Source organism: uncultured Tateyamaria sp. (assembly GCF_947503415.1).
Classification (GTDB): domain Bacteria; phylum Pseudomonadota; class Alphaproteobacteria; order Rhodobacterales; family Rhodobacteraceae; genus Tateyamaria.
In genome coordinates, this window is sequence record NZ_CANNDS010000001.1 from 247,113 (window position 1) to 260,210 (window position 13,098).

Sequence of the window (13,098 nt, forward strand, 5' to 3'; positions counted from 1 at the left end):
TGAGGAAATGTCGTCTGTTCAAGCGCATTTCACAACTCCACACTGATTTAGCTGGACGTACCTCCACTGCACATTATGACTTTACAAGGCTTTTGGGAACGATAAAGGATTGAGGCACAGATACGTGGATTTCTGTAAGTTGCCTCCAATGACGGCCATCAGTGACTGAGGCCCGGATCGCGGTCAATGTCACGATCCTTCTCGACCTCCTGATCCTTTTCCCGGTCGCGCTCGTCTTCGATCTCCAGCTTTTCGCGCGGCTTTTTCAGCACGTCTCTCAGCCGCTCATGCACTCACGGCTTACGCCCATTGTCCTCGTCTATGTCTTACTCGCTGTGAACCGCCGCCAGGCCGTCGCGCCCTGCGTCCTTCTCCATGATTTCCTTCAGCCGCTCCCGCGCATAATTGCGGCCTTCCAGCTTCGGCGTGTCGTGCTGTTCCCGTGACTGGCCCACGACACGCGCCGGACGCTCCCGGAAGTCTTCCGGGTTTCGGTCGCGGTCGCGGCCCTGAGTGCTGCCAGACCAGCAGAGACACGGCCCTGCCCGGCCTCGCGCTCGATGCCGTAGGTCTCGCGCGCGATGTCCAGCCGCTCGCGCATTTCACGTAATGCAGCGCGGGCCTGGCGGGCGGCACGGACCACGGCTCCGCGTTCGGTGAAAGGTGTGTATTCCCGGCCCTCTCGCTCGGCCATCGCCTTAGCCCGGCGCTCCATGGAGTTCGCCGCTGGTCCTAGCTTCAGCTCCGGATCGCGGTCCAGCTCCTCGGCGGAGAGTTGATCGCCCCGCTCCAGCGCAGCTTCGCGCTGCGCTTCCAGTGACCGGTGATCGACACGCTCCACCTCTACTGCCCGCTCTAGGGCCCGGTTCTGCAACTCGGCCCAGAGGCCGCGCATCTGCTCGATCTCGACACCGCCGGTCTTGGCGGAATCGAGCACGCGGGTCTTGGCGGTGAAGCCATCCGCTTCCAGCTTGCGGGTGGAGGTCAGGACATGGGCGTGATGGTTGCGCTGATCGCCCTCGCGGCGCAGGGCGTGGATCGCCACATCGACGGCCACGCCATAGCGGCTGACCAGCTCCTGGGCGAGTCACGGGTGATCTGCGACCGGTCTTCGTCGCTGATCTCGGACGGCAGAGCCAGCTCCCATTCGCGGGCAGTGACAGAGTTGCGGCGGGTCTCGCTGGCCTCGACCTCGTTCCAAAGGCGAGAGCGGTCCTGCGCCTAGGCTGGGGCATTTCTGGGGTGACGATGAAGGTCTCCTTGATGCCCTGCTTGCGGGTGTAATCGTGGACGCGGCCTTCACGCTGGCACTCGATGCGCTCCCCGACACGGTAGGCGGCGGCTGCCGTGGCGGAGCGCCCGGCGCTGCGTTTGATCGTCTTCGCGGAGAGGTGGTAGCTGGCCAGCCGAAAACACCCTGACGGGTCGAGATTGCTGCAAATATTGGAACCGCAGGTGTGGGGTTGCATAAGTGCGCTTTCAGCGGTTTTTCGCACCACAATGCCACTGGATGGTATCTGAGGCCCTCAGAACGGTCTGCTGGCTGCCACTACCAATAGTCTATGCCCCCCTTCCCACGGCCCAATCCGGACTCTCGACACATCTGCTGGATGCTGCAGTCGCAGCTCGCACACCAGACATTCATGGAGTGTGCTGCAATTGGGAAGCACTCTGAACGCGACCAAGCGCTCTGGCGCGACTCCGAGATGCAATTGAGTCAAGCCCGAGATTTAGTGTGCGAATTCAATAGGAGGCCAACTTGGACGACAAAATCGCAGAATTCATACTCTTAGCTGCCAAAATGGAGTTTTTTTTGGTCAATCTTGACCAAGACTTTGCGCATGTGGATGGAGAAACAAGGGTCATAAGGGGTGTTAACTGGAACCGTATCGGTCAGTCATTGGAAGACATGTATCCATTTGCCGATTTTGATTTCGAGGGCTCAGGTTTCCAGATCCTTAAAGAAACGCTTCCTCAGTACTTGGTGGCGAAAGAAAATGGCGGATTGAAATGGGACAGTGAAGATGTCGTGGTCTCTTCCTGGCAAACACTGTTGGGACGGAGCTATGCTCAACTTCGAAACAATGTTGCACATGGCAACAAAGCTCAACTGCCTGCACCTTTCACACACAATCGAACAAAGGACCTGCTCGAGGCGGGCCATTGCCTGATCCACTTCATTGGTGGAGCATATTCTCATGACGACAGTTGGAGCTATGCAATTCAATTCCAATGAGCCTGGGAAGTTGCTCGTCGAAGGTCCGCAGGCCTGCAAGTTGCACCGGCCCATTGCGGACCTTGGCTATTGGGTCAAGATGCTGCGGCGCGGCCCATCAGAGCTGACATTCGCTGCTACTGCACAATCTAGAAGGGTGCGAATTCACATTTCGCGGACGAAGCGGGCCTTTAACGCGGCTTCTGAAGGGCCGCTTTGATCACTTCCAAAACAAAACGTTCTAAACGGAAACTGAAGGCAGTCTCGGCGCTTTGACTGTGGCTGTCTCGTTTCGCCGGTATTGGCGGATCAGACCAAACAACCTGAGTTTTGGTTAGTCGCCGCCATCGCCTCCACTGTCGCAGCCGATACCACCGTCATGGGCACCCCCGTAGCCCGACAAAAGAATCCAGAGGGTCAAGATCACTCCAACAAATAAGGTGCCGAGACCCGTGTCGACAGCACCGTACCTTTCGGCCAATTGTGCAAACATCCTGACGCCGATGCTTTCTCCCGGAAAGTACCCAAATAAGGCGCAGGTCCCGAAGATGAAACAGGACCCGCCGAGAAAGGTTGCCCAAATTTTGTTAGATAATGCCATGTGACGGAGCTAGTGGGGAAATGTGGCGAAACTACGGTTCGGGCGGTGTTACGCGGATACCAAAACTGGGCGCGTTGAAGGTACTGGACTTGTAAAGCGGAACTCGCTGACTGACCGGGTTGATCTCGTCCAACCGGAAGAACAGCATAAAAGGCGGCATCGTTGGCTTCGTCCACGGCGATGGTCGCGCGTACAAAAAAGGCAAGTCGGCTGCCTGTAGCCGACTTTCGTTGCGTCGTAGCATCCGGTAGGTTTGGTCTCGAAGCCGACCTCGGAGGCGGCGCTTTCGTGAGCAGAACCGACGCTAAGCATTTTTATGGACGGCCAAAGCCGACATTGACCAACTATGGGCCATGCTACGAGTGCAAGCCCGCCATAGCGGCCGTTCGCCACGATGGCAAAACGAGGGGGTTGGAGAACTAGCGTTCTGCGGGACAAAAAACGACATTCATTTTTTGACTGTTGCTGACGCAGAGACTTTTCACGCACGCGCAGATGTTCATATTGCGCGGCAATCGACATCGTCACAGCAGCCATTGATAAGCTTTTCTCACTTGGGTGCACTTGCGGCGTTTTCGCCGCGTGCATCCAACCTCACCGATGAAGGCCGTGTCGCCAATAGTCGCGGCAAAGTAGGTATCTTGCGCGAACAGACGCTAGAGTGAGCGGCTTTTCCCAAGGTTGTTGTTCAGCAAATCCTTGCTTTACGGTCATCGTTCGTTTCAACTTGGTGGCGAAAACAACGTAAAGACCAGGTCCCGTTTTGCCCACACAACGTCCCTTTATTGATATGCATATCCATCTTTTTAATGCGCAGTATTTGCCGCTTGCGCAGATCCTATATGCGTTTGGCGTGCCCAAGCTTTTAGCCAAAGGTCTGGAAAAGGTCGCTATTGCAATAACAGGTGTCTCAGATCTGGGACGACCGGATGACGAAGATCCTCTCGAAGATAAATTGGTCAAGGCCCTGATGGCCCGCGATACCGAAGCTTTAATGGATGCAACAAGTCGTCGGCTGCGGTTTTGGATCCGCAGATACCAGCGCCAGGCAGAACGATCCCCCGAAGATCACGACCGATTTAATGCAGCACTTTCTGGCATCGATGCCTTGGCCGAGGCCACCGGGCATGACAAATCCAAAGGCGACCCAGTCAGTACAAGGATCCTGAGCGAAGAAATACGAGAGGCCTCCGTCTTTGACGACAAAAACATCGGCATCGACGTATTGGACCGATTGTTCGCAGACGCCTTCACCCGCGCAGGCGAGGCAGTGGAAGGCGAGGATTTCCTGCACGACGCGGCGCATTTGCATCTTGAACTGGACCCTAGCCCCGAAGACGGCGCGATGAAAAGCCTGTTTGGCATCGATGACTCTCAGTTGGAAAACCTGTCTCAGGTCCTTATTTTTATTGCCGTCATGGCCCTGTCGGAAAAGGCTCGGTTCCGCGTTTTGGAAATCGATTATAATCGACACAAACCCGATGAGGGTTACGATGCGACACATTATGTCGGCCTGTTAATGGACATGTATGAGGCCTATGCAGAGCGTCACGGGCGGAACTTCGATCTTCCGTATTTTGAGTTCAAACAGCAAATGACGCGTATGGGTCAACTGGCCAAACACACAGATGGTCAATTGATCTCCTTTGGAGCCGTGGACCCATTTCGCTCCGGGGATTGGAAATCCTACATACGCCACGGTTTGGAAAACGGCGCCAAGGGGTTCAAAATTTATCCCCCCCTTGGTTTTAGAGCCATTGATGACCCTGCCATTCATACCCCGATCAACCCGTCTGAGACCGTCGATCAAGCGTATCGAAACAGGGCTGTACAGCCTGCTCCAAGCGCACATGCGCAACGGGCCATGTCCGAAATTCTCCCCTTTTTCGCTCGCAATGACCTGCGCTTGTTTACGCATTGCACACCGATTGGGTTCGAAGTGGAAAGAGGGTTTGGAGTCTATTCTGATCCAGGCGTTTGGCGGCATGCTATGGACACCTATGACGCACAAAATCTATGGCTTTTTTTAGGTCACGGAGGAGGAACTACCGGTGTCGATTGGTTCGGATGGGCGGCGGCCACAGATGCAGAATTTGAACAAACCTTTGCCTACCGCGCTATCAAAATGGTCGAAGACTATGACAATGTGTACATGGGGCTTGGATACATCTTTGAAATTTTGCACGAAGACCACGGGCATGCAGGGATGCAACATGATCGCTTTGTTGCTCGCCTGATGCAACAGCTGACCCAAGACAAACCCGCTGGGGCGAAACACCATTTCCGGGACAAAGTCTGTTATGGGACAGATTGGTCTATGCCTCGTGCCATTGGGCGCACGCGCGAATATCTGAACGCGTTTTACGACTTTTTCGATCACCTAGAAGTCGATGAGAGCACGCGTGAACTCTGGGCGCAAAAATTCTTTGACGGAAATGCGCGTCGATATCTTGGCCTGCCCGCGCGCGCCGACACCTAGAGGCCGGGCGTAAGGGTCACAAAGATTCCTGCGCCGCGCGCACTTCTTCCAAGGTCGGAGGGCAAGAGGCAAAGCGATAACAATATCCAGCCCGCGACCGCCGAGTATGCAATGCTAAACGCGACAGATAAAACAACAACTTAGAGCGATCTCGTGGATGGGCCTCCATCCAGGTTTTTTAAAGTTTCTTGCTGGATGCGAATGCTGCCAAGAAAGTCGTGGCGGTTTTCTCTGCAATTGTTCATCCGCACCACCCAATCATGTACCAACGCAAAGGCTGGAAGCGCTTCGGGTTGAAACAGACGTCCGATGCGGAAGATCTTGGGAATGGTGCCAAGGTCGGTAAAAAACGCTGGTGGTTCAATGATTTCTCCGCTGGGGCGTTCAAATGACATCGGCGCATTAAGCTGTGGCTCATAACGCAACCACCCTTTTTAAGCGGACAGATGCAAAGTGGGATCAAGATCGTTTGCATTGTGCAAATATCCTGATCGGCAGGTCGCGACAACGTTCCAAATCCATCTGCATCACTTTCAAAGCGCCCGCCCGTTGAAGCCAAGCTACCGCCTGGGTTATGATGCTGTTTCGCTACTTGGTAAGCGTAACGCCAAGTAAGTAGCTCGTCGAGGCGTATGATTTCATGGACGGCCCAATGCTGCCGTTGATGATAGCCTTCAATTGCTGTGCGTGCAGCCCAGATTGCGGACATTCGCTGCAACACGACTAAGAGCTAGAGGAATTGCGTGCGGAAGCTTCGCATGAGCTACACTAGGAATGTAACCGAGGTTGCAGATTTCGCGAAAAACTCCGGAATGTGAGACCAAGAGGATATTTCTCTCGATTGGTAGCGCGCTTAGAGCTTCAGTGACGCGACGCCGGAATTCACCCTCCGTCTCACCAAGTTCAGGGTCTTTCTCGACACCTCGTTGCGATTTGGGGACACCTTCATAAACGCCCCAAGCTCGTTCAGCCAATTTAGGCTCTAAGACGAACTCATGATCGCCAGTTGCGCGAAACGGCGCAATCGTCATTAGGCATCTAGTCAGCGGGCTGCATACGATCATGTCAATCGGATACTCTTGCAAGGCAGTCGCCGCCAGGTCCGCTTCCGTTTTTCCGAGATCAGAAAGCGGGATGTCCGACTGTCCCATCGTCAGCCCATCACTGTTCCAAGGCGTCCTGGCATGCCTGAGGAAAACTAGCGATATCGGCATCTTCAACGCAGAGCTTTGATCCATGCTCTCAGCTTAAAGCAGGAGCGCTTTGACGACATCGTGCTCTGCTCCAAGCCCATCCATCAACATGTCGAGCAGGTCTTTTTTGAACTCGCGCGCCTCGTCGGACAGGCCCTGATAGGCGGCGGTTTGCAAACCCTGTTCGCCTGGTAGCTTGAGCTGCGTACGGATGTCCGCGTCATCGAGTTGCGCAAGAAACCGGCCGTATCGCGCAAGCGGCTTTTCTATTGCCGGGCCAAAAATTGCCTGCAAGCGCGCGATCGTCGACATTGCAAAAAGCTCTTCAAGCCTCTGACGCTTCTCAGCGACTTCAAGTCCTTTCGTTTGGCTGACCGCTGCGACCCCTCCCAGGTAAAGAAGCATGCGGGAAAACCGCAGCTTAATGAGGCGGATTGCTCTCGGCTTGTCTGCCGCCGCCGTCTTATGCTCGAAATCCACACAGATCGTGCGCCAGTACCTGATCACGTCATTCAAAAGAAAGAGGCTTAACTTGTGATCGCCTAAGTCGTCTGCGACGTAGCGCTCAATCAATCGGGTGCGCGTCTGCTCGAACAGCTGTCGATTGAAGGTCCACTCACCTTCGAGCAGAAATAACATGCGACGTGTGATGAACTCGTTGGTGTCCTCGTCTCCCCCAATGGTCCTAAGGAGATTGTTGATCTTCAACGGGTTTTCAAAAACTCCCCCATGAGCAGGCATAACAAGCCCTACATCCTTCAGCTTTGACCGATAAGCATCCTGCGCCTTGCGCGCGTCGGAAATAGTGACTTTGCCATTGATCAAGAAAAAAAGGTCTACATCCGAACCACTTGTGCACTCCCGCCGGGCGACACTTCCGTTTACGCCGAAGAGATAGTTCGGGTGATCTCCAAACATGTCCGTTGCGATTTTCCGCATTTGGCTCAGTTGGCGCTCGGACTCGGTTTTGCAAGCCGCTAAAATCGGCGACGTATCACCACTCTTCATCGAACTATCCCTGAATGAGGTCTTCGAGCTTCACGGAATAGCGAGAGCGGGTCTGCTTGTATCGTGCGTCGATTTGATGGGGAGCAGCAAGTTCGACGCTTTCGTCCACGAAGAACTTACGATCATTAATTTTGACATCAACGGCCAACCAAGATTTCGGCAACCGCGACCGTAAATCGTCCTCGTCGTTGACTACGATATTCAAATAGGAAAAGAGTTCCGCATGCGAAGCCCTAAAGCTTCTCTCGGTCTTCAGAAAATCGTCTGGCCCAAATCTGTCGATGTTGGCCGCCATATAGGACTGAGCGACCGTATCAAGCAGTCGGCCAAGCGGAGCATTGATCACCAGATTGTAGACACTGTTCTTTAACGACCAAAAATCATCGAAGTCATTCTGGGGCAGTCGACCTGATGTGGCCCAACGCCTGACTGCAGCGCTTGCACTTCCAAAGGCGGACCTCGGACCTACGAATGCCCGACATCGCGTAATGCCTTCGAGCGTGTCGATATTGATCGGCGCAGAGAACAAAAAGGCGTGCTTTCCATCATGTTGCCCTTCGATCAAAGCAAGCACGTCATCGGGATCAACTTCGAACTCCTTCAAGATGTCGAGAATCTGCGACCCAAATCGGGTGGAGCCTTTGACAATGTCTCGGGTTGTCCGGTGATGGTTTATCCCAAATCGTTCTTCAAAAACTGGTTCTAAAGTATGAGACAGCGGGCCGTGTCCGATATCGTGGAGCAACGCGGCGCATACAAGTGTCTTACGATCTCTTTCTTCTATCTCAACTTCAAGGGCATAGGTTTCAGCTAGCTTCGCCACACCAATCGAATGCTCTTTGCGGTTGTGGCGACGCCGATGGGGCTGTCGACCCGAACCTTTTTTTGCGTAGTCGATCGCTCCTAAAAACCCAATGCCCTCCAATCGCCTTAGAGGCACAGTCTGCAAGAGCGCATTCGCAACGCGATCTCTCAGACGGAGGTCTTCATCGGAGCGCAAAGTTGGTGTTGCATCAGCCATATGCATCAAAGTCGGTGCGCAAACCCACCTTGGGATGCACTCTCCGTCTTGCCTATGGTTGCATTGGATCTGCACTAGGTATCCGCTCCTTGATCTCTCTTTCAACCAACATAGGATGAAAATTCGGCTGATACGATGCCCATGTTCAGATTCTTTAGCGCACTGCGGCGCAATCGCGCTTCGAGGCGCCACATTTCAAGCAAAACTCACCGCCCCAGTCTTGCTGAGAGACAGCCTGCTCAGACCACGGCTAAGCCAAAGGACAGTCCTTCATGGTCCCGCAACACGACGTTTTTGACTGCTTGAGATCGTTCAGTAACTCCCGTTCTCGGGATCGGCGTTTGATTTCAAGACGATTAAGCCTCTCAATAACGTCCCGGTTCGGGCAACTTGCGCGTAAGATTGGGTGATGGTCTCTTTGGCAATCGGTTTTGCACTCGTGACGTTCACAGGATCTCTTGCGGTATGGAAAATGAAGCCTCTTGCATCCGCGAGGGCAAGGTGTTCTCAGGTTCACAAATCTTGATTTGTCCTTGCTTAACCGAAGCGGCGCATCGTGTAGAAATCCCGTCCCTCGAAAGATCGAGCTTAAAACTTCGTCTGTCCAACCAACAGTGTCTGCCAGGCGTTCCATTTCAACTTGAGTGGTAGCCGCATCTCCGTGGCTTAAGCCTTGGTTGATCGGCCAACGACCAAATCTGGCTGCGTACTCTTGATTGGAAAGATATCTCGCCAGACTATTCCACCAATCGCGCGCGGCTTTTGGGCTACCAACTGGCTTCGAGGAGTCCAAATGTAAGCAGAAGCTAGAGTCGGAATTGATGTGACGCTCGACGCAACACTTCGGCAACTTCTGTTCGGCCTTGGTCTCATAGATTTTTATTTGATCAGAAGCCAATTGCTCGACTGCGAGTGAATAAACGTCACCAAGCGCTCCGCTATCGCGAACACAGGTAGCCCTGATTACTGCCTTTTTTGATTTTCTGGACTCGACTTCAACCCATTCGGGTACCTGTTGGAGTAGTTCATCAAGCGAGTTCATTTCTTCTCAAAGTGCGCGCGCGTATCCGTAACAACCGAAGGTGCGTGGGCTCGCGCGTATGGTGCGGCAACTTCCGCGACTGCCGGAGCACTTACGGCTGTGCTGACATCGTCAAACTGAAGGTCCCCGGCCATCCCGTCACTGGAAATCAGATCGTTCAAAGCCACAGGAGCAAGTTTGAGCACCTCTGGTCCAAAACGCGTTTCGTTATGATCACAGGATTTTTGCATAGCTTCAGAGACGCTCGTGGTCTTGCTTGATGCAACACGAACCGAGCGGTCACCTTGTATTCCGATCTTGGAGATAGGCGTCTGACCGTACTCAACACCAATGGCCAATCCCAATTCATTCACGCCCATCAAAGCCGACTTGCACAGCTCAAACGAAGACCGGATTGCGCCAGCACACTTGGCTGCTTCCATTATAGTTTCTTCAGAGCTTGTCTCGCGGTGATCACCTTCCGCATGCAATGCATGAATGCAGTCTCCAATGAATCGCACTTTGCGGCCGCCAAAGTCATCATGAACGACGTTTTGGAACTCTTCTCGGAACACATGCAGGGCTTTGACGGCATCGGCGATCATGCCAAGCGCGATAGCACGGTCGATGTAGTCCGTGAATCCCGACAGGTCAGCATAGATTGATGCAAGCGGCATCCTAATCGACTTGCTCGGAGAGATGTCCTCGAACTTAATCTCAGCAAGCGGCGGGCGCTTGTAGTGAAATACAAAATTCGGATTGGTCGGATCGGGCACTGAACGTGCTTGGATGGCCGTCCGCCATTCATTGATCACCCCGTCAAGTGAGCGCGGCATCTGATCGAAGCCGAGCTCGATGCCCTCTCGGACATCCCTTGATGCGACAAGACGCCCATAGGTCGCCTCGTCCAACTGGAGCAGGGATTCGAAGCTCGAACTAAGTTCAGCTTGGCCTATTGCAGCCCTCACGCGATTTGAAAGATAGATGCCTGGTTCGTCACCATCTGCTAGCTTGGCTGCATGGTTCGCTGGACTGCCCAGGAACATAGGCTCCTGCTCGTGCCCGGTCCCATTGTTGATCGCAACGCAGCGCCCTGCATCTACTCCGATACGGAAACGCGCTTCAAATTCACCATCTGCGAGTTCTTTGTTAGCCTGCTCAGCAACATAACGAAGGTCTCGTACGAAGGCCAAGGCGTTTGACACAGTTTCCTCAGTGACGCCGTTTTCCCCTTCCGCGACAACGACAGCATGCATCCGGCCGCCATGAAAATCCACCCTCTGAGCGGGGCTGAACTCCATCGCACGGTCGCAAGCACTATAGTGCAGATGTAAGAACTTCAGCGCCTTCGCATGCGATGCTTCCGTTTCCCTGTGCTCTTCCATTCGGTAGTCGTCGTAGTTCACCAAAGTCACATAGACATGCACCGCGTCCACAACGACGGCGCGACCCTTGGGCAGCTCATAGAGCGGAGGAGTTCCCTGATGACCCTCCGCTAGCAGCGCTTTGCGTCTCTCCAAGAATTGGGGAAGGTAGTCCTCATGGAACTTCTGGACTTCGATAGCGGGCGCTTCATCAATCAGCTTTGTTATGCGCTTCTGCGCAACATTGTGTCGCCAAGGCATGGCAGCTCCTATTCATGACACCTCGCGCAGCACAAGGCGGTAAGATTTAGTATGTCTACCACATAAAATAGGACTTCAGTAATTTTTGTCAAGGTGCTACACTCTGGTACAACGGGAGGAAACCGCCTTGAACCCATTCAAAGACCTAAAAACAAGCATCAAACGACGTTTCGAGTTCATCGAGTTTTGCCTCAATTGGAGTGGGCACGTTGGTCGCCCACAACTGCAGAATCAGTTTGGAATTTCGCCGCAGCAAGCCACGAATGATCTGACCAACTATTTGGACGGCTGCCCTGGAAACATGCAGTATGACCCAAGGGAACGTGCGTACGTCACTAGTCCAGGCTTTAAACCCAAACTGATTTCAGGCGAAGCATCTGAATATTTCATGCATCTTGAGATGTTCTCTAGAGGCTTCAGAACCAAGGAAGAAATTTGGATTAAAGAGCTTCCGGAAGTTTCGACGGTGTCGGTGTCTTCCCGTCCTCTCGACAAACGGATTGTTCGAACAGTGGTTCAAGCGATAACGACTAATTCAGCATTACATTGCGTCTATGCATCCATCAGTTCCGGCATAGACAGCGAGCGCACGCTGGTTCCAACCGCACTGGTCAGTGACGGGCATCGCTGGCACGTCAGAGCCTACGACTTCGAGAAAAAGCGCTTCTCCGATTTTGTACTGACGCGCATGGCGACTCCAAAGGTGTTAGCCAAGCCTGATCAGGCCATACCGCCCGATGATGATTGGGATGAAGAAATCACGGTGAAGTTGTCAGCGGCAACCACTCTCAATGAATGGCGCAGAAAGCAGCTTGAGCATGAATATGAAATGGAGTGCGGGACCCTAGAAGTTCCGACAACAAAGGCGATGCTCTTCTACGTACTGCGTCAATACGGCTTCAATCCCTACGATCGAGACGATGACGGCATGATGCGCAATGTAAGTAGCTTCCAGCTGGAGGTCTTGAATTCCAAGGAGGTTGAGGAATGTTTGCGTCGAAGAAGCTAACACAACCTCCAGAAGTTCAGGCCAATTCTACTCTTGCCGCTGACGATATTGAGCGGGACTTGGAAACGCTGAAGCGCAACGAACTCATTGCTGGAGACGAAGAAATAGCGCAGCAAATTCTGGATGAATCGGAAGTCCACACCTTCAGTAAGGGTAATCGGCTAATTGGTGAGGGCGAACAGGCTGACGATGTGTATTTTCTTCTTTTTGGCGACGTGGAGGTAATCCGAAAAGGTAAAGGTAGGCTGGATAAGCTCAGCACACCTTCCACAGTCGGAGAGTTGGCAGCAGACGAACCTGGCCAACCCAGAACTGCATCTGTGATTGCAAGTTCAAACAGACTGAGAACACGTGTTCTTCCAGGGCGCGTGTTTCGTGAGATCAGAGACAGTAATCCGAATTTTGCTTCCGCGCTTAAGAAGCTCATCAGCAACATGAACCGCAGGAAAATTGCGCAAAATCTGGAGCAACCGTTCTTGGCCAAAGTTGTCAAACCACTACTGACCGGATGTGGTAGCTTTCTGATATCTGCGTTACTGTTCTGGAACTTTACAGACCTGACTACCGGCCAATTACTATCGCTGAGTGCGCTAGCTGCAGCTATCGTGGTTGGCTTGGCGATGTACTTCGACCACCAGCACCGGTACGGAAGAGCGTTCTCAATGGCGCTACTTGCCACAATACTGTACGGCTCACACTTCGGCGTCAGCTACTTCTTATTCGTAGATGGGCGTACTGCTCCCTTCCCTTTCTTTTGGAACTTCACCGCCAACCCCGAGCAAAGCCCGCTAGTCGCCTCCGTATTTCTAGCAGTGCTCTTTCTTTTGTGCGTTGTTTGCGGAGTCTTCGACTACTTGAGAAATCTGAGCCACAGACAGCATTAGCAAAAAGTCCATCGAACTTAAGGCTCACGAAAGTCCGGTATT

13 protein-coding genes and 2 pseudogenes are annotated in these 13,098 nt (G+C 53.3%); 4 read left to right on the forward strand and 11 right to left on the reverse strand.

Annotated elements, in window-relative coordinates:
* Positions 1 to 158: 158 nt before the first annotated feature.
* The 4 genes and pseudogenes from Q1A32_RS01265 to Q1A32_RS01280 form a co-directional block, all read right to left on the reverse strand.
* Positions 159 to 293: a hypothetical protein gene (locus Q1A32_RS01265; protein ID WP_299648430.1), complete on the reverse strand. Its 135-nt coding sequence runs from the start codon at positions 291 to 293 to the stop codon at positions 159 to 161.
* Positions 294 to 385: 92 nt separating this feature from the next.
* Positions 386 to 1,057 (reverse strand): MobA/MobL family protein, encoded by a 672-nt coding sequence (locus Q1A32_RS01270; protein WP_299648433.1) that lies wholly within the window; start codon positions 1,055 to 1,057, stop codon positions 386 to 388.
* Positions 985 to 1,158, reverse strand: a pseudogene (locus tag Q1A32_RS01275) (hypothetical protein); the annotation flags it as partial. The pseudogene Q1A32_RS01275 and the gene Q1A32_RS01270, both read right to left, overlap by 73 nt.
* 86 nt (positions 1,159 to 1,244) lie before the next feature.
* Positions 1,245 to 1,469: pseudogene (locus Q1A32_RS01280) on the reverse strand (MobA/MobL family protein); the annotation flags it as partial.
* Between the two features lie 290 nt (positions 1,470 to 1,759).
* On the opposite strand from Q1A32_RS01280, the gene Q1A32_RS01285 reads away from it, so the two are divergent.
* Entirely contained in the window at positions 1,760 to 2,236 is a 477-nt protein-coding gene (locus Q1A32_RS01285; RefSeq protein ID WP_299648436.1) for a hypothetical protein, read from the forward strand.
* A gap of 611 nt (positions 2,237 to 2,847) precedes the next feature.
* On the opposite strand, the gene Q1A32_RS01290 is transcribed toward Q1A32_RS01285, so the two are convergent.
* Positions 2,848 to 2,976, reverse strand: a complete 129-nt coding sequence (locus tag Q1A32_RS01290) for a hypothetical protein (protein ID WP_299648439.1) — start codon at positions 2,974 to 2,976, stop codon at positions 2,848 to 2,850.
* Between the two features lie 603 nt (positions 2,977 to 3,579).
* Here Q1A32_RS01290 and Q1A32_RS01295 point away from each other — a divergent pair.
* Positions 3,580 to 5,295, forward strand: coding sequence for a hypothetical protein (locus tag Q1A32_RS01295; protein ID WP_299648442.1), 1,716 nt, complete (start codon positions 3,580 to 3,582; stop codon positions 5,293 to 5,295).
* Between the two features lie 140 nt (positions 5,296 to 5,435).
* Here Q1A32_RS01295 and Q1A32_RS23960 read toward each other — a convergent pair whose 3' ends face one another.
* From Q1A32_RS23960 to Q1A32_RS01315, 6 genes are all read right to left on the reverse strand, one after another.
* Positions 5,436 to 5,690 (reverse strand): hypothetical protein, encoded by a 255-nt coding sequence (locus Q1A32_RS23960; RefSeq protein ID WP_366141220.1) that lies wholly within the window; start codon positions 5,688 to 5,690, stop codon positions 5,436 to 5,438.
* Positions 5,691 to 5,969: 279 nt separating this feature from the next.
* On the reverse strand, positions 5,970 to 6,533 hold the full coding sequence (locus Q1A32_RS23965) for a histidine phosphatase family protein (protein WP_366141183.1): 564 nt from the start codon (positions 6,531 to 6,533) through the stop codon (positions 5,970 to 5,972).
* Positions 6,534 to 6,542: 9 nt separating this feature from the next.
* Positions 6,543 to 7,496: a hypothetical protein gene (locus tag Q1A32_RS01305; protein ID WP_299648448.1), complete on the reverse strand. Its 954-nt coding sequence runs from the start codon at positions 7,494 to 7,496 to the stop codon at positions 6,543 to 6,545.
* Positions 7,497 to 7,500: 4 nt separating this feature from the next.
* The gene (locus Q1A32_RS01310) at positions 7,501 to 8,517 is read right to left on the reverse strand and encodes an HD domain-containing protein (RefSeq protein WP_299648451.1); all 1,017 of its coding nucleotides are present in this window, start codon (positions 8,515 to 8,517) and stop codon (positions 7,501 to 7,503) included.
* Positions 8,518 to 8,767: 250 nt separating this feature from the next.
* A complete protein-coding gene (locus Q1A32_RS23970; protein ID WP_366141185.1) occupies positions 8,768 to 9,559 on the reverse strand; it encodes an E2 domain-containing protein in 792 nt (263 codons plus the stop codon).
* Positions 9,556 to 11,163: a hypothetical protein gene (locus Q1A32_RS01315; RefSeq protein ID WP_299648454.1), complete on the reverse strand. Its 1,608-nt coding sequence runs from the start codon at positions 11,161 to 11,163 to the stop codon at positions 9,556 to 9,558. Before Q1A32_RS01315 ends, Q1A32_RS23970 begins: the two co-directional genes overlap by 4 nt.
* A 127-nt stretch (positions 11,164 to 11,290) precedes the next feature.
* Between Q1A32_RS01315 and Q1A32_RS01320 the strand changes: the two genes are divergently transcribed.
* Complete coding sequence (locus Q1A32_RS01320; RefSeq protein WP_299648457.1) at positions 11,291 to 12,172, forward strand: WYL domain-containing protein; 882 nt, start codon at positions 11,291 to 11,293, stop codon at positions 12,170 to 12,172.
* Positions 12,151 to 13,056, forward strand: a complete 906-nt coding sequence (locus Q1A32_RS01325) for a cyclic nucleotide-binding domain-containing protein (RefSeq protein WP_299648460.1) — start codon at positions 12,151 to 12,153, stop codon at positions 13,054 to 13,056. The genes Q1A32_RS01320 and Q1A32_RS01325 overlap by 22 nt, the downstream gene beginning before the upstream one ends.
* The last annotated feature ends 42 nt before the right edge of the window (positions 13,057 to 13,098 follow it).

Excerpts from the sequence above, each read along its gene's own strand:
- Q1A32_RS23965 (WP_366141183.1), bottom strand. The coding sequence starts at position 6,533 with ATGGATCAAAGCTCTGCGTTGAAGATGCCGATATCGCTAGTTTTCCTC.
- Q1A32_RS01315 (WP_299648454.1), bottom strand. The coding sequence starts at position 11,163 with ATGCCTTGGCGACACAATGTTGCGCAGAAGCGCATAACAAAGCTGATT.
- Q1A32_RS23970 (WP_366141185.1), bottom strand. The coding sequence starts at position 9,559 with ATGAACTCGCTTGATGAACTACTCCAACAGGTACCCGAATGGGTTGAA.
- Q1A32_RS01310 (WP_299648451.1), bottom strand. The coding sequence starts at position 8,517 with ATGGCTGATGCAACACCAACTTTGCGCTCCGATGAAGACCTCCGTCTG.
- Q1A32_RS23960 (WP_366141220.1), bottom strand. The coding sequence starts at position 5,690 with ATGTCATTTGAACGCCCCAGCGGAGAAATCATTGAACCACCAGCGTTT.
- Q1A32_RS01305 (WP_299648448.1), bottom strand. The coding sequence starts at position 7,496 with ATGAAGAGTGGTGATACGTCGCCGATTTTAGCGGCTTGCAAAACCGAG.
- Q1A32_RS01290 (WP_299648439.1), bottom strand. The coding sequence starts at position 2,976 with ATGCCGCCTTTTATGCTGTTCTTCCGGTTGGACGAGATCAACCCGGTC.
- Q1A32_RS01325 (WP_299648460.1), top strand. The coding sequence starts at position 12,151 with ATGTTTGCGTCGAAGAAGCTAACACAACCTCCAGAAGTTCAGGCCAAT.